Annotated in this window: 13 protein-coding genes; 10 read left to right on the forward strand and 3 right to left on the reverse strand. The window is 55.3% G+C overall.

Going from position 1 to position 18,578, the window contains the following annotated elements:
- Positions 1-75 precede the first annotated feature (75 nt).
- A complete protein-coding gene (gene apbC / locus ACQUQU_RS05915) occupies positions 76-1,173 on the forward strand; it encodes an iron-sulfur cluster carrier protein ApbC (RefSeq protein ID WP_430462329.1) in 1,098 nt (365 codons plus the stop codon).
- Between the two features lie 83 nt (positions 1,174-1,256).
- On the opposite strand, the gene ACQUQU_RS05920 is transcribed toward apbC, so the two are convergent.
- Positions 1,257-2,216 (reverse strand): sensor domain-containing diguanylate cyclase, encoded by a 960-nt coding sequence (locus ACQUQU_RS05920; protein WP_430462330.1) that lies wholly within the window; start codon positions 2,214-2,216, stop codon positions 1,257-1,259.
- A 226-nt stretch (positions 2,217-2,442) separates the two neighbouring features.
- Between ACQUQU_RS05920 and ACQUQU_RS05925 the strand changes: the two genes are divergently transcribed.
- The 4 genes from ACQUQU_RS05925 to ACQUQU_RS05940 all read left to right on the forward strand — a co-directional run bounded on the left by ACQUQU_RS05925 (position 2,443) and on the right by ACQUQU_RS05940 (position 7,676).
- Positions 2,443-4,485, forward strand: coding sequence for an FAD-dependent oxidoreductase (locus ACQUQU_RS05925; RefSeq protein ID WP_430462331.1), 2,043 nt, complete (start codon positions 2,443-2,445; stop codon positions 4,483-4,485).
- 140 nt (positions 4,486-4,625) lie between these two features.
- On the forward strand, positions 4,626-5,609 hold the full coding sequence (locus ACQUQU_RS05930) for an Imm49 family immunity protein (RefSeq protein WP_430462332.1): 984 nt from the start codon (positions 4,626-4,628) through the stop codon (positions 5,607-5,609).
- Between the two features lie 192 nt (positions 5,610-5,801).
- Complete coding sequence (locus tag ACQUQU_RS05935; protein ID WP_430462333.1) at positions 5,802-6,446, forward strand: hypothetical protein; 645 nt, start codon at positions 5,802-5,804, stop codon at positions 6,444-6,446.
- 969 nt (positions 6,447-7,415) lie between these two features.
- On the forward strand, positions 7,416-7,676 hold the full coding sequence (locus tag ACQUQU_RS05940; protein ID WP_430462334.1) for a hypothetical protein: 261 nt from the start codon (positions 7,416-7,418) through the stop codon (positions 7,674-7,676).
- A gap of 344 nt (positions 7,677-8,020) precedes the next feature.
- Here the strand turns inward: ACQUQU_RS05940 and ACQUQU_RS05945 are convergent, their stop codons facing one another.
- A complete protein-coding gene (locus ACQUQU_RS05945; RefSeq protein ID WP_430462335.1) occupies positions 8,021-10,474 on the reverse strand; it encodes a 7TM diverse intracellular signaling domain-containing protein in 2,454 nt (817 codons plus the stop codon).
- Positions 10,475-10,496: 22 nt separating this feature from the next.
- Entirely contained in the window at positions 10,497-11,042 is a 546-nt protein-coding gene (locus tag ACQUQU_RS05950; RefSeq protein ID WP_430462336.1) for a hypothetical protein, read from the reverse strand.
- 173 nt (positions 11,043-11,215) lie between these two features.
- On the opposite strand from ACQUQU_RS05950, the gene ACQUQU_RS05955 reads away from it, so the two are divergent.
- From ACQUQU_RS05955 to ACQUQU_RS05975, 5 genes are read left to right on the forward strand one after another with little or no spacing between them, the layout of a single operon-like run.
- Positions 11,216-12,685, forward strand: coding sequence for a Wadjet anti-phage system protein JetA family protein (locus tag ACQUQU_RS05955; RefSeq protein WP_430462337.1), 1,470 nt, complete (start codon positions 11,216-11,218; stop codon positions 12,683-12,685).
- A 2-nt stretch (positions 12,686-12,687) separates the two neighbouring features.
- Complete coding sequence (locus ACQUQU_RS05960; protein ID WP_430462338.1) at positions 12,688-13,605, forward strand: DUF4194 domain-containing protein; 918 nt, start codon at positions 12,688-12,690, stop codon at positions 13,603-13,605.
- Between the two features lie 5 nt (positions 13,606-13,610).
- The gene (locus ACQUQU_RS05965; RefSeq protein ID WP_430462339.1) at positions 13,611-17,249 is read left to right on the forward strand and encodes an ATP-binding protein; all 3,639 of its coding nucleotides are present in this window, start codon (positions 13,611-13,613) and stop codon (positions 17,247-17,249) included.
- Positions 17,249-17,662, forward strand: coding sequence for a group II truncated hemoglobin (locus ACQUQU_RS05970; RefSeq protein ID WP_430462340.1), 414 nt, complete (start codon positions 17,249-17,251; stop codon positions 17,660-17,662). The genes ACQUQU_RS05965 and ACQUQU_RS05970 overlap by 1 nt, the downstream gene beginning before the upstream one ends.
- Positions 17,628-18,566 carry a DUF4124 domain-containing protein gene (locus ACQUQU_RS05975; RefSeq protein WP_430462341.1) on the forward strand — a complete coding sequence of 313 codons (939 nt, stop codon included), beginning with the start codon at positions 17,628-17,630 and terminating at the stop codon, positions 18,564-18,566. Before ACQUQU_RS05970 ends, ACQUQU_RS05975 begins: the two co-directional genes overlap by 35 nt.
- Positions 18,567-18,578: the final 12 nt, after the last annotated feature.

Below are 18,578 nucleotides of genomic sequence, written 5' to 3' on the forward strand. Positions count from 1 at the left end.
TGCAAACTGGCGGTGGTAATTCCCTAGGCGCAGCGTAAAATCCGGCCGTTTTGTTGTTGTGCTGAGGAGCCCTCCGTGACTGATATTTCCCGTGCTCAGGTAGAAGCCGCGCTGTCTGGCTACACCGACCCTTATCTGGAATCCGATCTGTTAAGTGCCGGTTGCGTGCGTGATATCCGCATCGACGGGCAGCGCATCAGCGTGGATATCCATATGGAATATCCGTCGGAATTCCTGAAAGACGGCATTGGTCAGATGCTGCAGACCGCCCTCGAGAACATCGATGGCTGTGCCGGCGCCAGTGTGAATATCAGCTGGGCAGTGCGTCCGGTGAAGCACCACAGCGAACTGGAAGCCATTGCCGGTGTGAAGAACATTGTCGCCGTGGCATCCGGCAAAGGTGGCGTGGGTAAATCCACCACGGCGGTGAATCTGGCCATCGCACTGGCCAAAGACGGCGCCAGAGTCGGCCTGCTGGACGCCGATATCTACGGTCCGAGTCAGGGCATCATGCTCGGCATTGCCGATGGCACCCGCCCGGATACCATCGACGACAAATGGTTTGTGCCGGTGGAAGCCCACGGCCTCAAAAGCATGTCGATGGCGTATCTGGTCACCGAAAGCACACCTATGGTGTGGCGCGGCCCAATGGTGGCCGGCGCTTTAATGCAGATCATGACCCAGACCCAGTGGGGCGAGTTGGACTATCTGGTGATCGATATGCCACCGGGCACCGGCGACATTCAGCTGACTCTGAGCCAGAAATTCCCGGTGTCCGGTGCTGTGATTGTTACCACACCGCAGGATATTGCCCTGGCCGACGCCAAAAAAGGCGTCGAGATGTTCCGCAAAGTGAATATCCCGGTGCTGGGCATGATCGAAAATATGAGCATGCACATCTGCTCGAACTGCGGGCATGCGGAGCACATCTTTGGCGAAGACGGTGCCGAGCGTCTGGCGGCGACCTACAACACCCAGGTGCTGGGTTCGCTGCCGCTGTCAAAATACATCCGCGAAATGGCCGACGAAGGCACACCTGTGGTGGCCGCCGACGATTGCTCGGAAGTGTCCATGATGTACCGCCACGCGGCCCGCCGCACGGCGGTTGCGCTGGCGCGTCTGGCGGCAGCGTCCGACAGTGCGATTCCGCAGATTCAGATTTCCGACGAGTAAGCCACACAGGCCTGCAGAGGATAATGACCAATAAAAACGGCCTGCGATTGCAGGCCGTTTTTTCATGCGTTGCCAGCGCTTAATCAGGACGCGCGCTTTGCCCGTTTTACCGTGTACATCGCCTGATCCGCTTCGTGCAGCAGCCCCAGAATGGAGGTTGGCTGGTGCAGCAGATGAGCCTTGCCCCACGACACGCCGACGTTCCAGCCCGGATGGGCCGCGTTCAGGGTTCTCAGTCCGGCTTCCAGACGCTGCATAATGGCCAGCACTTTTTCGCTGTCGCAGTTGGGCATGAAGACGGCAAATTCATCGCCACCCATACGCCCCACGCTGTCGGTATCGCGGAAATTGCGCAGCAGTAACTGGGCAAACTCCTGCAGCAGAGTGTCGCCCGCGGCGTGGCCCGATTTATCGTTCAGGGCTTTGAAACCGTCGAGATCCATAAACAGCATCACCGCCGGCCAGTCGTGACGCTGACACAGCGCCAGCGTGCGGCAGGCCAGCTGCTCAAAGCCCAGCCGGTTGCTGATGCCGGTCAGCGGGTCGGTGGTGGCGCTGTTGTGGCTTATCATTTCGTCTTCCACCATGGCCCCCAGATCCTGCAGCAGCTGACGCTCGTCGTCGTTCAGCGTGCGCGGTTCGGTATCCAGAATGCACAGGGTGCCCATCTTCATGCCATTGCGGGCTTTCAGCGGGTAGCCGGCGTAGAACCTCAGATGCGGCAGGCCGGTGACCAGTGGGTTGTCCGCAAAACGTGGGTCGGCCTGCGCGTCCGGCACATCAAACAGCTCGTCCCCCAGAATGGCGTGGCCGCACATCGAGGTTTCGCGCGGTGCGTTGCGGCTGGTCAGGCCATAGCAGCTCTTGAACCACTGCCGGTCAGTGTCAACCAGGCTCACCAGCGCAATCGGCACGTCGAACAGGCGGCGGGCCAGACGGGTGACGCGGTCGAAGCGTTCTTCGCTTTTGGTGTCGAGCAGTTTCAGTGCGTGCAGGGTCTGAATGCGCTCGGCTTCATGGGCGGGCAGCGGAGGAATTTGCATATGGCCTCACAGGACAATAGCGGCTGACTTGTGAAGTCTAGATGATAAGACCAATTGCGCCTTGTGATTTATGCAAACAATGATTACTCAAATGCTAAGTTTGGTCATTTACGTCAGGATAATCCCCGGTAAACTGGGTGCCCATACAGGAACGTCAGCCTGATTTTTGTTAACCCCGGCTGGCGGCCAGAACAACACCAATAACGCATTCCGTGAGATGGCAACTATGAGCAAGTATTCCCACATTCTTGAACCGCTGGATCTGGGCTTCACCACGCTGAAAAACCGCGTGATGATGGGTTCCATGCACACTGGTCTGGAAGACCGCCCATGGCACTTCGGTGAACTGGCGGAATACTTTGCCGAACGTGCCCGTGGTGGTGTGGGCCTGCTGGTAACCGGTGGCTTCGCCCCGAACCGTCGTGGTGACCTGCTGCCGTTCGGCTCAAAAATGATCAGCAGCTGGCAGGTGCCGTTTCACAAGAAAGTGACCAGCGCGGTACACGAACACGGCTCTAAAATTCTGCTGCAGATTCTGCACGCCGGCCGTTATGGCTACACCCCGTTCAACGTTGCTCCTTCCTCTATTCAGGCGCCGATCAACCCGTTCAAGCCAAAAGAGCTGAGCAGCAAAGACATCTACAAAACCGTCGATCAGTACGTACGCGCGGCCAAGCTGGCGCAGAAAGGCGGCTACGATGGCGTTGAGGTGATGGGTTCTGAGGGTTACTTCATCACCCAGATGATCAACAAGCGTACTAACCAGCGCACCGACGAATGGGGCGGTTCTTACGAAAACCGCATCCGCTTCCCGCTGGAAGTGGTGCGTAAAATGCGCGCGGCGGTGGGCGAGAAATTCATCATCATGTTCCGTCTGTCCATGCTGGATCTGGTGGAAGAAGCCTCCGATATGGAAGAAGTGCTGATTCTGGCCAAAGAGCTGGAAAAAGCCGGCGTTACCTTAATCAATACCGGTATCGGCTGGCACGAAGCCCGCGTACCAACCATTGTCACCTCAGTACCGCGTGCCGCTTTCGTCGACGTAACCGCCAAAGTCAAAGCCGCTGTTAACGTACCGGTTGTGGCGTCTAACCGTATCAACATGCCGGACACCGCCGAAGAAATTCTGGCGTCTGGCAAAGCCGATATGATTTCCATGGCCCGTCCGCTGCTGGCTGACCCGTTCTGGGTGAAGAAAGTCGAAGAAGACCGCGCCGACGAAATCAACACCTGTATCGCCTGTAACCAGGCGTGTCTGGACCACACCTTCGAAAACAAACGTGCATCCTGTCTGGTGAACCCGCGCGCCTGTAACGAAACCACGCTGGTGTACAGCAAAGTGGCTCAGGCGAAAAAAGTGGCTGTGGTGGGTGCGGGCCCTGCGGGTCTGTCCTGCGCTGTAGTGGCTGCCGAGCGTGGCCACAAGGTAACGCTGTTTGAAGGTCGTGCCGACATCGGTGGTCAGTTCACCTTTGCTTCCAAAATTCCGGGCAAAGAAGAATTCAAAGAAACCATCCGTTACTTCAACGCCATGATCAAAAAGCACAACATTGATCTGAAGCTGAACCACAAAGTCACCGTCGAAGAACTGAAAGCCGGCGGTTTTGACGAGGTGGTGATCGCCACCGGCGTTGAACCACGCGTACCTAAGATTCCGGGTATCGACAGCGAAAAAGTGGTGTCTTACCAGGAGCTGCTGGATAAAGAACTGAACCTGGGCAAAAAAGTGGCCGTTATGGGGGCCGGTGGTATCGGTTTCGACGTCAGCGAATACCTGACCCACGAAGGTGTTTCCACCACGCTGGATACCGCTGCCTGGATGAAAGAGTGGGGCGTGGACATCACCAACAGTACCCGTGGTGGTCTGGCCAAAGCTGAAATTCATCCGTCGCCACGCAAAGTGGTGATGATGCAGCGTAAGGCTTCTTCTCTGGGTAAGGGTCTGAACAAAACCACCGGTTGGGTTCACCGCGCCATGATGAAGATGAAAGGTGTTGAGCAGATCGGCGGCGTGTCGTATGACAAGATCGACGAGCAGGGTCTGCACATCACCATCACCAAAGGTGAAGAAAGCACCCAGCGCGTTCTCGACGTTGATAACGTGGTGGTGTGTGCCGGTCAGGTATCGGTTAACGCCCTGCACGAAGCGCTGAAAGCCGACGAAAGCAAAACCTTCGGCCTGCATCTGGTGGGTGGCGCGGAATTCGCCGGTGAACTGGACGCCAAGCGTGCCATCAAGATGGCCAGCGAACTGGCCGCCAGCCTGTAAGATTTTTACGGTTTGGCTCAAAAAAACGCCGCTATATGCGGCGTTTTTTATTTTCTGAATACCGTGGCGGCCGGGGGCGCAAACGGCCGTGGTATAGTCGGGCCTTCTTTATGGACAGCGTCAGAGATAAGGATCGAGCCATGGCAAATATTCCAGATATTGAATCAGGTATTAAGCACATAGAATCAATAGGAAGTGACGAGTCGATAAGTGCTAGTTTAGCGGCATATATTAAAGTACTGGCTAATGCTGGCAATTTGGCTTCACCATTGAGGGGATTTAATGTCGATTTAAAAAGTAAATCCCTGCTGATGCTCTTTCGCGATAAAAACCTTGCAGCAGCAAAATCGGCGGCCTTTGCCGCCGCAAAAGCGCGCCGTATGGTCATGGATTATGAATGCTATAACTCTGCTATGGCGTGGCCAGATCAGCTCTGGTATGTGCTGTTAAGTGATCATGCTGAAATCCGCCACTGGTATGCTCAGTATTGTTTGCCGGCACTGCGTGGCGTGTATAAAAAGCAGTTGTCCTTCAAGGTGCCAGGTCAGGTTGAGCACTACACTCTGCAAATGTGCCACACGTTGTTGGGTAACTGGGATACTTTGGGTGAGCAGTCAGAGCTGGCGCTGGCGACGGAATTCGGCAAGCGTAAATCCTACCGTATTGATTATGAGTTTTTCCGGGCGCTGGCGCGTGGCAATCAGGCTGAAATGGAAGCTGCACTGGCGCAACTGTTCAGCCCGGCGGTGATGAAGTCCCGGCGGACAGAGCTCGGCTTTGGTGAGATCCAGCGCCTGATGTACGCCTGGGGTTTTATCTTTGCGAAGCTGGCCTGGATTCACGGCTATGAGGTGGAGGTAAGCAACCCCTGGGTGCCACAGGAATTGCTGCCGGTTCAGCCCCTCAGCGAAGCCGATTATCGCAGCGGTATCAGCGTTATCGACGACTACGATCTGTTTACCCCGTTTAAAGATAACCCCGACAAGTGGTGTAAAAACGCCAGCCTGTTTTCACCAAAACCCTTGGGTGAAACGCTGGATCTCAACCGCATTGTGAATGAAGTAGCGTGGGGCTTGCTGCCCGGAGGTGATGCTACCCTGCTGAAGCTGGCAGCCCGGGGCTGAGACGGTGTGCGCTACAGCGTTTCTCAAGGTGTCTGCTCTGGTATTCGCTATAAAGGATTCTGGGCCGTTATTTTGTTGAGTAACGAAGATCCGATGGTCGGCAGGGTGACGTGTTTGATTGGGAATTGCATGTGTTGGGCTTGTTCTGGGGATAGTGTGATTATAAATGTGGCTATTTCAGAGGAATATTAATTGAAGCTTGTGGATGAATGTGAATGGTTCAAAATGATGGTGCGGGTCTTTTTGTATCTGTCGGGTGAATATCAATGCCGGGGTATTATTGTCTCACTTTTTTCAGGGTACTCCATGCATAATGAGGTGGGAGGGTATCCTGGTAGGGTGGCTACTCATTTAGACGGTTTCTTTGGCGGCTATGAGGTCTTTGAAGAGCAACTTCCTGGGCTTGACTATTTTGAAGGTCTGATATGCCAGGAGGATGATCGCTATTTTATTGTGAGCCTTGCGGAGGCCAGGGGCCTGATTTTGTCCGTTTTTAAGTATTTGTCTGAATTTCACGGTGACAGATTTCCTTGTCTGAAGTTTGGGGCTCGTAGTGCGCTTTGTTATCTTCTGGAGCATTTCGACTATTTTCATGGCAAAGGGGATTCTTTCGAAGGGTTAAATGCCATTCTTGATCGGCGGATACGGCTTGAACGAATCGATCATGGTAAATTTTACATTACCTGTTTGTGCGATGGGGTTTGGTACAAAATGCTACTGCCTGTGCGAAGGATCGATCTGTTGGACGACTACGATAAGCTTGCGGATGTGGTCGTAAAGCATGGTGCTGAAGATCACTTTTCTGTGGCTTTTTATAGAAAGTATATAAGTCACTAGGTTGTATGCGGGTTTGATCTGGGTTTGTGTGTTCTTAATATTGCGGCTTTGCTCCATCGCTTTCTGGCGTGTGGATGTCAACGGATACCGGACACGGTATTCAGTGTTTCTTGTGTTGTTTGGAGCCTGTTCCGCTAAGTAACCGATAAGGTGGTTTCGGGTTGTAATGGCCCATCAGATAATGGCCAATATCCCATATCGCTTTTGCCAATGAGTGCTATGCAGGATAAAGTACTCAAGACCAGATACCCATTCCGTTTTCAAACGTCTGAATAGCTTTCCAATTCTGCATTGTCCCGGCTATTTCATTTGCGACTCATGTCTTAATCATTGGCTACCGCCATAGCCGGTGGCAATATTTCAGGCGTGCCTGATTGAATGGAACCCCTTCATGGCGCTTGCTTCTGCTGTTGCGGACGTTGTTATATGCCGGAGCTCCCTGTTCTTTATCTGCATGTTCCGATGCACACCTCTGTTTTCCGGATGTAAGGCGTCTCTCGGCTAACCATACGTTGATCGGATAGGGCGTCCTTGAGGCTGCATGAGCTGCAGGTCGCCTTCTGGAGGGACGTTTTGGGCGAGAGGGCGTGAGATCTTTTGGAGGGTTGTCTGAGCAGGGAGAGGGGGTGGACGTTGCAGCTTGGCTTGGGCTGGATGCGACAACTGATGTTTCTGATCGTTTTTTGAATGTCAATGGAGTGTGTCAAAAAAATATTCTTTGCTCCCCCTCTTTTTTTCCGTTTTTTGCAGGAATAGTATGGCGCCGCTGTCCGGTTCCGGTCAGATGTTTCCACAATCTGCTGCCTTTAAGCGCTGTTTATCAGTGCGACGGCCTGTTGCATCCTGCGTTTATATATAACGGCAATATATAGATACAGAATTTAACACGACACCCCAGAGCGTGATCACTGATTTGGTGACGGTCCTTTATTTGCCCTTAATACCTATTTTCTTTCCGGAGAAAACCCCATGCGCTTTATTGCCTCTGTGCTGATCATGTCTGCTCTGTCCCTGACAGCTTGCAAAGATGAGACCGACGTTGCTGCCCAAACTGAATCTGCTCCGGCCGCTGCACAGGAAGTGGCTCAGGAAACTGCTCAGCCAACTGAAGCGGACGTAGCAGCGACCGAACAGGAAGCCCTGAACGAACAGGCTTCTGAACAAGCTGCTGAAGAAGTAACCGAAGAATCTGCTGAACAAGCAGCTCCAGCGGTAACTGACGCTCAGTAATGCCATCGGGTTGCCGGGTGTTATAGAAAGCCATTGTTGTCAGCGCTTTCTGTTCGCCGGGCCGACGCCCGATCCGCAGAACAATAAAAAAGCCGGCAGGGTTTCCTGCCGGCTTTTTTATTTGCGTTATCCGGGAATATATATACCCGTTAAGTGTTTATGGTTGGGTTTGCTGTCTGGCTTTACTGTCTGGCTTTACTGTCTGGCTTTTATAGTGGGTTGAATATCGGTGGTTAATACCGGTTCTGTACGCAATATTGACGTTGCGGAAATCCGACTGTCAGGTTTGCCCTGACGATTCAAAAGCCGCGGACCGCCCGCAGGCGATCCGCATCAGGCGGTGATCAGGCGCAGTTGGTATCCGATTTGTCGTCGGCCGGTAGCGGGAAGCGTACGATCAGGGCAAAACCCTCTTCGCCATCGGGCCATTCAATCTGGCCGTGCAGCAGGTCGGTGAGCAGATTGTAGGTCTGGTACAGTCCCAGACCTTTGCTGCGGGCCGAGGTGCGCTGGGTGGTGTAGAACGGCATAAAAATCACGTCGCGCTGTTCAGCGTTAATGCCTTTGCCGTTGTCGTTGTAATGCAGCTCAAAGTATTCACCACGTTCGCGGAACTGCACTGCAATCGCCAGCTGTTGTTTACCCAGCAGGTCGGCGTTATGGGTGCAGGAGTTGTCGAACAATTGAGTGAGTACAATTTGCAGCGCGTCCGGATAGGTCTGCCATTCGGTGATGTAGCTGTGAATTTCGGTGGTCAGGTTCACCTGTGGGTGCTGGGTGCGCATGTCGCAGGCCCAGTTGGTCAGCCACTGACGGATCGCCACTTCTTCTTCGGCGTACTGGTTTTCCTGCACCACGGCATTTTTCATCAGCTGATTCAGGCTGTTCAGACGCTCGATGCCTTCATGAACGTGGCTCAGACCTTCCTGCAGATTTTTGTGCAGCTCTTCTTCGCTCCACTCGCGGCTTTCGTCATTGAGGAAGCTTTCGGCCAGACGGATATTGCCGAGCGGGGTGTTCATCTCGTGGGCGATGCCCATCACCAGCTGACGCAGTGCCTGGGTTTTTTCTTTCTGCAGGTGAATCAGCGCCTGTTCTCTCTGGTATTCCTCGGTCACGTTCTGGCCAGAGCCTACCCACGAAATGCGATCACCATGACTGGTGCGGCGCACGGTGAGTGACACCATGATGCGCTCGCCGGTCACCGGCTGTACCAGTTGCGCCACATAGCCCTGCACACGGCCGTTGTCTTTCAGCCGGCGCCACAGCGCGCGGCGTTCGCTGGCCAGCGCAAACAGACTGTTGAAGGTCGGGTTGTCGCTGATAAAACGCGACTGTTCGCCGTAACCCAGCATGGCGCGCCAGGCCGGGTTGGATTTCATAAAGAAGCCGTCTTCATCCAGCTGGAATTTGCCGGTCAGCGAGTTCTGGTACAGGTCTTCGTAGTCGCGCAGATACTGAATCGCTTCTTCCTGGCTTTTGAGCATGGCTTTGCGCGTTTCGAGCTGCTCTTTCTGCATGCGCATAATGCGCTCGCCCAGTGCCATCGACAGCAGGATCACTTCCATGAAAGAGCCGATCTGGTAGGCGTACAGGGTGAAGTTGTTGGTTGGGATCAGCCCCAGGCTGCGGGCGTTGGCCAGAATCAGACCGGCGATCAGCGCCGCCCAGGCGATGGTAAAGAAGCGCGCGGCGGCCTGACCCTGTAACCAGAAACGGATGCCGATGATCAGGGCAGCAATCAGCATCACCGAGCTGAGCATGTTGGTGATCGGCAGAATCACCTGATATTTCAGCAGCGGCAGCATCACCAGCAGCATGCACGACAGGGCAGTGAACACCCGGAACAGGCGGTAAGCGCCGTGGCTGTTTTCTTTCAGCTGCAGGAAATTCGGCACAAACAGACTGACGAATATGCTGTTCACTAAAAACATCAGCGGCAGCGCAAAGTGGTTAATGGACGGATGATCCGGCCAGAAGAACTGGAATGCCGAGCCTTCGTAGGTCATGTGGAACATGAGGAAGGTCAGGGTGACCGCGGTGTAATACAGGTAGCTGCGTTCGCGCGTCAGGAAAAAGATGAACAGGTTGTAGAGGCCCATCACCACCATGGTGGCGTAATAACCGCCGCGCACGATGCTGTTGGTGTCGAGTTCTTGCTGCAGGGTTTTGCTGTCGACCAGACTGGCCGGAATCTGGTGGGTGCCTTTGGTCTGTACCCGCATCAGCAGCACGTAATTCTGACCTTCGGCCATCGGGAAGCGGATGATCAGGTTGGGGTGATTCACATCGCGGCCGAGGTTGTACGGCACTTCGTCACCGGCCAGTCGGGTCTGGCATTGGTCAGCCTGGCTGAATGGCTCGGGACACAGGTAGAACTCGACGTAATCGAGCAGCGAGTAGCGGATCCACAGCGCCCAGTCGTGCAGCTTGCCGGCGTGAATCCGGGTTTTCAGCCAGTAGGCGGAACGGCTGTAACCGAAGTTGAGCGACGGACTGTCGCTGCTGGTCCAGTCGTCGTGGGCCATCACGTCGTCGGCGGTCAGGGTCAGGGTGCGGTCTTCCAGCCACTGACTGAACAGACCAATGCTGTAATCACCCGGCGCCGACAACGACAGCACGGGTGGCAGTGGCTGTGCGTCGTGTGCTTGTAATTCCTGTGTTTGTAATTCTGGTGTCGGTAGCTGCGTCGTTGTACCGGTCGCTGTGGCAGGAACGGTCTGCTCGGCGCTGGTGAAAAACGACAGGCACAGCAGGGCCAGTAAAGAAAGAACGCGCAGTGCGTTGGCTGAAGCCATAAAGCAAATCCGGTGCAGCAGGTTAAAGATCACTGGTCAGTGCCAGGGTCAGCAGGGTCAGCCAGGCGACGACGCCGGCCACCACTGCGGCCCAGTTCCGGCCGGAAAGTTCAGTGTTCTGCTCGTAAAAAGGCAGGTACTTCTCGTTGATGGCATTAATGCTCTGGTTCACCAGTACATTGGGCAGCAAGGTCATCAGGTTAATCAGCAGACCCCACGGGTGATCGGTGGCCAGCAGCCACAGTGGCACCAGTGTAAAACCGACAAACAGACCATGCAGGCGCAGGGCGTGCCAGCGGCAGGCCATGTCCTCGGTGCGGGTGCGGGTGGCGATGCGGCGGTACAAATCGTACTGCCAGATCACCGACAGCAGGGTACGGACCCAGGGGTTAACCGCTTCACCGCGTGCTTTCAGGCTCTGCCATTGTTGCCAGGTCCACCAGAAGCCGTACAGGCCAAAGGTCAGCAATGACAATTCGATGAGCTTTTCGGTGCCAACCTGAAAGAAGGCGGCACCAGACGCTGTGTCCGGTCGGGTACTGGAACGGGAGGCAGATGGTTCCGGCATGGGAGGGTCCTGTGTCTGGTCGCGCGCAGTATAGCTCTGTGATTGCACAGGGGGAATCGTTGCGGCTGCCGTATGTGACATGGGTTTTCGGCTGCTCATTCGCGGCTGGTCAAGGGCCAGACCTTTCAGTAATCTAGCCGGTCATTTGCGCTGACGACTCAAACGATTTTTGTATGTTTTTTGAACAGGAACGCGGGCAGTTTTTCCGCCCACTTACCGGTAAGTACCGGGCTCAGGTAATGGAATGCCTGCGCGAGCTGTACCAGCGGCTGTACAGCTCCAGCAGCGCTGACTACGGGCAGGCTCTGCCGCGTGACACCATGATTGAGGTGTTTCAGGAGGCGCTGGTCAGGGCCCCCTTGCTGGCCGACGGCGAAAGCGACGATCAGGACACCGACGCAGGTGAAAGCCGTTTCCGCAACAGCCGTGAACAGGCCGGCTGGGTGCTGAATCAGCTGATCGAATACGGCTGGCTCGAGAAACAGGTCGACGAAGCCACCCTGCAGAGCACCTTTGCCTTTACCCGCTATGGTCGTCTGTTCACCGAGCCGTTTGTAGCCGAAAGCCGCAGCATGGCCCGCACCCGTCACCGCAACACCCGTAATACCCGCAATTCGCTGGAGTCGTTCCTGGAGCGCGGCGATATCTACGATCTGCTCGATGCCTACGAATACTCCGAGCGCATCATCAGCGACTTCACCGACGTGATTGCCGAGCTGGAAGAGCGCAAGCGCGATCTGGTGCGTGAAATGGAAGATCAATTGCTGGTGCAGCGCGCCAGTGAAGCCTTCTTCGATTTTATGGAAAACCGCTTTCAGCCCGATCTTTCCGTGCGTTTGTCCGCCGACAATGTCGAAAAGCACCGCGACCAGATCAGCAAGCTGATCAACGGCATCCGCAAGCAGGACAAAGTGTTTAAAGCCAATGCCGAACGCCGTCTGCGCGAACTGCTGCCGGAGCTGGCGCAGGAAGGCCAGTCGGTGCTGTGGCACATGCTCGACGGCATTGAAATGCGCCTGCGTAACGCGTCCGACGTGATGCTGCCGGCGCTGCGTAAGGCACTGCAGAGTTTCACCAAGCGCGCCGACATTATTATCCGTCAGATGAGTTATCTGGCCTCGCAACAGCACAACGACATTCTGGCCGTGTGCAAGCGTCTGGCCGCCATGCCGGAAAAACAGCAGGACGAATTGCTGGGCAAAGCCGGCGAGCGCATGGCAGTGCCGGAAATTGCGCTGGTTGATCCGGCCGGTGTGCGTCTGGCAGCCCCGCGTCAGCGTCGTCTGGTCGATGCCGCCATCGACGAAGGCAAGGGCGATTTCGATCAGGACGCGCGCAAAGAAATTTATATCCAGCAGGTGCTCGACCGCGCCTTCCTGGTGAATCAGCAGGCACTGAAACAATACATGGCCAGCCATCTGAGTCAGGGCGGTGCGGTATCCACCCGCGACCTGCCGATTCAGAACGCGCAGGATTTCCTCGCCGTGGCGCACGCCATTGGTATTGGCGCGGCCGACGGTTTATCCAGCGAATTTGAATTCCGCATCGACTACGACGAGCGCGATGTGCCGGCGGGCGATGCCGCCGATTATTTCCTCCGTAAAGACCATTTCACCTTTGAACTGGTGCAGAAAGAGTCCTGAGCATGTTACAGAGCATAGAAAAATCATTAGAAAGTGAAGGCTTAAGCCAACGGGACTTTTCCGAATTGCTGGTGCGTCTGCTCGATTACGGCGTGATCTGCCGTGACGAAAGCCAGATTGAACAGCAGCTGTACGACCGCTATCTGCGTCTGGAAGAGCTGGTGGGCGATTACGTGTCTCTGTTAGGCATCCGCATTCAGCACGACCGTCGTTTTCAGTTTATCCGTTTATATCCGCCGGGTGCTCAGGTGCCGGGTATGGTCGACGACGCTCAGAACGCTGGCGCACAGGCGTTCCGCAGCCGTCTGAATCAGAACGAAGTGGCGCTCATTCTGGTGCTGCGTGCCCAGTACGACAAAGCCCTGCGCGAAGGTCTGGTGGATGATCTGGGCTGCGTCATGGTGTCACTCGAAGCGCTCAGCATTGCCATGAAAAATCTGCTCAAGCGCACGCTGCCGGAAAATCTCACCGACCGTAAAAACCTGTTCCGCCGCCTGAAACAGCTGCGCCTGATTCAGATCGCCAACGAAGACAACCTCACCGACGGCGATATGTGGCTGAAAGTCCGGCCGATGATCATGAGTTATGTGTCCGATCAGGTGCTGTCGGAATTGATGGCCGGGGACGACAACGCAGAAGCCGCAGCCCAAAGTGCGGAGAGCGAAAGCGCTGCGACCGAAACTGCAGAGACCGCAACAGCAGCGAACGTAAGCGCTGACGCGTCGGCAACGGCCGCGGTGGCAGCAGAACAGGAATCAGAAGAACCGTCAGACGACCTTGCTGAAAGCGTGAGTGACGATTCAGCCGGTGACAGCGATGACGGGCAGGCGCTTGTCAAAGCCCTTGCTGATGAAGAACAGGACGATGCGGCGGAAGACGACGCAGAAGAAAAACAGCCTGCCAGTCTGTTTGGGGAATAATTGCCATGTTTTTAAAGAAATTTATCTACGTTAACTGGGGCAATATCCCGGCCACCGAATTTGAATTTGGCCCGATCAATCTGCTCTCGGGCGGTAACGGCTCCGGTAAAACCACCGCCGCCGACGCCGTGCAGACCATTATGACGGCGGCCCACGATACCCTGTTCCATTACAACCCGGGTCAGGATGAAGCCACTCAACGTGGCCGCGGTAAAAACGTGCGTACGCTGGCTTCTTATGTGTTGGGCTGTGACGACGGCAGTTATGCGCGTCCGAACGGCGCAGTGGGCTATTTAGCCGCGGTTTTTCATCCGACGCAGGGCGAAAGCGGCGAAGCCTTTACCGCCATTATTGGTGTCAGTGCGTCCATCGACCGCGCCGGCAGTCAGCCGGTAGCGCGTCAGAACGACCTGCAGTTTTATATCGTCTGTGATCAGCTGACACTGTCGGACTTTATTAAAGAAGACAAAGAAGGTCAGCGGAATGTGGTCGACCTGAATAAATTGCCGGGTCATCTGAAATCACGCATCACCGCCGACAATATCGAAAAATACGACACCAAAAAGCAATATCTGCGTCGTCTGTACGGTGCGCTGCGTGGCCGTAACGATGCCGTGAGTGAACGTGAGGCCATGAACGCCGCGCGTACTTTCTCGCGTTTTATGGCGTATAAACCGGTGAAGAGCATCAATGGCTTTGTGGCCAACGAAATTCTGGAACCGAAAGATCTGGGCGATGCCATCCGCACCGTATCCGATCTGATGAAAACCATTTATGCGATGGAGTCCGACGCCAATACGCTGGCTGAAACCATCACCATTCTGAACAACACCAAAGGGGCGTCGCAGCGTTATATCGATCAGTGGATCGATTACAACGTGCTGGAGTATACGGCGGCGAAAAGTCGTTACATCAACGATCAGCGAGCCTATTTAACGGCCAAAGAAAAGCAACAGGGCATCCGCGAACGTCTGCACCGCGTTGAGAAAGAACGCGAAGTGGCGCAGGAGCGCCGCAAGCAGCTGCGCGAACAGCTGATCAGCATGGAAGCCCAGCGTCGCGGTATCGATGCGCTGCAGGATAAAGACGCCGCCGAGCAGGCCATTGCGCAGGGTAAGAAGCAGCTGCAGCAACTGGCGATTCCGCTGCTGGAACAGGATCAGCTGTTGCAGGCGTCTCTGCGCGCTACTGAGCTGGTGCACGGCGCTCTGCAGAAGACCTCGATTGGTCTGGAAATTCCGACCCTGGGGCAGAAGAAAATCATTGATCAGGCCAAACAGGTTCTGGCCATTAAGGATCAGGGCGCGGTGGATCTGCGCAAACTGCTGGGCAAAGACTGGGTTGATTTATCGCCGCTCGAAGCGCATCTGGATGATGCCCGCGAACAGCAGGCACTGGTTAATCAATGGCGTGAGCGTTTTCATTCCACCGAACTGGAAACCAGCGGTATTTCCCTGCGCGATCAGGTGGCCAAGCAGGTTGACCGTCGTGAACAGAAGCTGCAGCAGATTCAGCAGCGTATGGCGCAGAAGCAGGCCGATATCGACAGCCTCGAAGCGCGTCAGCTGAATTACCCGGGTTATGTGCGTCAGGCGCTGGACGCCATCCGTCGTGAATGCCCTGAAGCCGATCCGCGCGTACTGGCCGACTATGTGGAAATTATCGATCCGCAATGGCAGAGCGCGATTGAAGGTTATATCGGCGGAGCGCGTTTCAGCATCATCGTTGAATCCGATTACGAAGCTGAAGCAGCAAAAATTCTGCGCGCAATTCCCGGCGGCAGCCGTGCGCGCGTGATTCAGGGCGATAAAGCGAAAAAAGACTGCGAGCGTATGAAGCTCGCTGACAATTCCATTATTCACCTGATGACCTTCGAGCACGCCACCGCCCGTTATTATCTGGAAGCCAGCTACGGCAGTGTGGAACAGGTAGCGGATGCTCAGGCGTTGCGTATGACCCGCCGTGGTGTCACCAAAGACGGTCTGGGTTCCGGCTCTTACTCGGTTTACCGCTGCGACCTGGAAGACACCGAGCTGGTGTTTGGTCTGGGGGCGCGTGAGCGCGCACTGGCGGCCAAACGCGCTGAACTGGCGGCCATTGTTGAGCAGGCCAACGAAGCGTCGTTCCAGCTGCGTCAGGTTCAGCAATTACTGGATGCCATTAATCTGCTGCGTCATGTCACCTTCGCCGATCAGATGCAGCAGATGCTGGACGTGCATTACCAGATGCAGCAAGCCGAGCAGGCGCTGAGTCAGGTCGACTTATCCGGCGTTACCCATCTGGAAGACGAATTTGCGGCCCTGAAAGACAAGGCCGACGATCTGGATGCCCAGATTAAAGAACTCGACGGCGAACTGGGCCGCCTGCAGCAGCAGCTGAACGACAGTGAAAAACTGTGCAAAAACCTCAGCGATATGCAGGAGAAAACCTCGGAAGTGGCCGACGAGAAAGAAGAAGCCCTGCGCTTTATCGTATCGGTATGGCCTGACTTTGATACCGAAGGGCGTTTAATCGCTGCCGACAAAGAAGCCGAGGAAAGTCCTGCGGAAGCCATCGAAAATCACCGTAAGAGCATCAGTCAGGAACTGAACAGCACAGCGTACGAAATTGAACGCAACATTGCTGAACATAACCTCCGTTGCCAGACCGTGGATGCGATTGTTTACACACCGGATTACCGTCAGGAGCACAGCATCGCGTTCTTCAAGACCGTGTGTGGTCTGGAGCGGGAAGTGGAGCGCGTTTATAACCGCCTGAAAAATAATATTCTGGTGGAAAAACAGGACAAGCTGGTGCAGCTGCGCGAAAGCTTCAACAACGCCTTCGTGACCAACCTGTGTCACTCGATTTATCAGGCGATCAACGACGGCAAACGCATTCTGGAAGACCTGAATAAAGAGCTGGCCCACCATCAGTTTGGTGCCGATCGCGAAACCTACTGGTTCGACTGGGAATGGGTGCCGGAATACAAAGAATACTGGCAGTTCTTCGACGAGATCATCAAAAACCCGAGCCTGGGCGATGGCGCGACGCTGTTTAATGCCGACCTGCCGAAGACCTCCAAGCGCGTACGCGATCAGCTGATGAGCATGCTGCTGGACGAAGACGAGCAGAAGGCCATGCGCGAACTGGAACGTATTTCCGATTACCGCAATTACCGCTCGTACGAAATTTACAAGCAGCCGGCCAACAAAGACCCGATTCCGCTCAGCCAGTACGGCACGGGCTCCGGTGGTCAGCTGGAAACTCCGGCCTATATTATCCGTTCGGCGGCCATTACCTCGGCGTTCCGCTTTAACGAAGGTGACACCCATCTGCGCGTAGTGCTGGTGGACGAAGCCTTCTCGAAAATGGACGAAACCCGTTCGAAAGAGGTGATTAATTACCTCACAGAAAGTCTGGGCCTGCAGCTGCTGTTTATTATGCCGACCAGTAAATCCGGTCCGTTTATGGACCTGATTTCGAACCAGTTTGTGTTCTCAAAAGTGCCGCTGACCGGGGGCCAGAAAGTGGGTGAACTGCAGACGCGGGTACTGATCGACCGGCAGCAGTGTAATCAGGAAAAGGTAAAAGAATTGTGGGCGAATCACCGCCGCACCATTCGCCATCAGGCCGCACTCGACTTTATGGAAGAATTTGCCTGATGAGCAGTGAAACTGGAAAGCGCCCGTATGGCACCGGCGACGCCTCATTTCAGGCAGCCGGTGGCTACGATGGCATTAAATTGCTGGTCGATGACTTTTACCGCGCCATGGATGAGCTGCCGCAGGCGGCTCCCATCCGGGCTATGTACCCGGACGATCTGACTGAAGCCGCTGACAAGCTGACCCGTTTTCTCTGTGGCTGGCTGGGCGGTCCAAAACTCTTTTCTGAAAAATACGGCCCGATCGCGATTCCGGCGTTTCACCGTCAGTTTCCGATTGATGCGGCCCGCCGCGACGCCTGGCTGGATTGCATGCGCGCGGCGGCTGAAAAGCAGCCGTTTGCTGAGGATTTTCGCCAATACCTGCTGGCACAGTTGTATGTTCCTGCTGAACGCAGCCGCAATCTGCCTTAGCTTTCTGCTGGTTAACCCGGCCTCTGCGGCGGTTTATAAATGGACCGACGCGCAGGGGCAGGTTCATTTTTCCGATAAACCGGCGGCCGGCGCCGAGACCCTGAGCCTTAAGAGCAGCGCATCCGGCTGGCAACCGTTGGCTATCCAGGTGATCCAGCAGGGCAGTTTAAAAAATCAGGCGGCCAGCCTTGATGAGGCGCGCGTCAGCGCCGACGTTAATAACGTCTACCGCTTTTATAAAAACGTTATCTACTTCGATTTCTACCGTCAGGTGCCGGTGAAAATTCATCTGCTGGCCAATCGCAGCGAATATCTGCAGTTTGTGCGCTCCGTGATGGGCAAAGACGCGTCGCAGACGCTGGGCATCTATATTCCGTCGCTGCACGAAATTGCTGTGTACCTGCACGAAGACCAATACGGCGGTATCGACAGTACCTACGCCACCATCCGCCACGAGGCCAGTCATGCCATTCTGGATTCATTGGCAGAACGTTTACCCGCCTGGCTGCACGAGGGTATGTCGGAGCAGATGGAAACCCTGACCAGCGAGCAGGGGCAGCTGGTGATTAGCGCGCATGAAGGCAACCGCCGGCAATTGCAGAAAACGTCGGGTGCGAGCGATATTCTGGCCTTTATGGAAATTCCGAGTGATCAGTGGCAGCGCGACAATTTTCGCGCGGGCTCCAATCAGGCAGTGGCCGGGCAGGTGGTATTCAAGCTGCTGTCGACCACGTACGGCCGCAGTCTGGTAACCCGTTTACTGCAGGATTATAAGCGCGGCGTGAATAAGCGTTCGTTTTATCTGCTGGACGAGCATTACGTCGGTGGCCCGGATGCACTGAGCATTCACTGGCAGCAGTGGCTGAAGTCGGGCATGACAGAACCTGCTGAAATCCGTTTCTGAGCAGGTGGTTAC

The sequence above is a fragment of the Thalassolituus sp. LLYu03 genome (assembly GCF_050507655.1).
GTDB lineage: Bacteria > Pseudomonadota > Gammaproteobacteria > Pseudomonadales > Oceanobacteraceae > Venatoribacter.

Excerpts from the sequence above, each read along its gene's own strand:
- ACQUQU_RS05975 (WP_430462341.1), top strand. The coding sequence starts at position 17,628 with ATGTTCCTGCTGAACGCAGCCGCAATCTGCCTTAGCTTTCTGCTGGTT.
- ACQUQU_RS05965 (WP_430462339.1), top strand. The coding sequence starts at position 13,611 with ATGTTTTTAAAGAAATTTATCTACGTTAACTGGGGCAATATCCCGGCC.
- ACQUQU_RS05950 (WP_430462336.1), bottom strand. The coding sequence starts at position 11,042 with ATGCCGGAACCATCTGCCTCCCGTTCCAGTACCCGACCGGACACAGCG.
- ACQUQU_RS05960 (WP_430462338.1), top strand. The coding sequence starts at position 12,688 with ATGTTACAGAGCATAGAAAAATCATTAGAAAGTGAAGGCTTAAGCCAA.
- ACQUQU_RS05925 (WP_430462331.1), top strand. The coding sequence starts at position 2,443 with ATGAGCAAGTATTCCCACATTCTTGAACCGCTGGATCTGGGCTTCACC.
- ACQUQU_RS05955 (WP_430462337.1), top strand. The coding sequence starts at position 11,216 with ATGTTTTTTGAACAGGAACGCGGGCAGTTTTTCCGCCCACTTACCGGT.
- ACQUQU_RS05930 (WP_430462332.1), top strand. The coding sequence starts at position 4,626 with ATGGCAAATATTCCAGATATTGAATCAGGTATTAAGCACATAGAATCA.
- ACQUQU_RS05945 (WP_430462335.1), bottom strand. The coding sequence starts at position 10,474 with ATGGCTTCAGCCAACGCACTGCGCGTTCTTTCTTTACTGGCCCTGCTG.
- ACQUQU_RS05920 (WP_430462330.1), bottom strand. The coding sequence starts at position 2,216 with ATGCAAATTCCTCCGCTGCCCGCCCATGAAGCCGAGCGCATTCAGACC.
- ACQUQU_RS05970 (WP_430462340.1), top strand. The coding sequence starts at position 17,249 with ATGAGCAGTGAAACTGGAAAGCGCCCGTATGGCACCGGCGACGCCTCA.
- ACQUQU_RS05940 (WP_430462334.1), top strand. The coding sequence starts at position 7,416 with ATGCGCTTTATTGCCTCTGTGCTGATCATGTCTGCTCTGTCCCTGACA.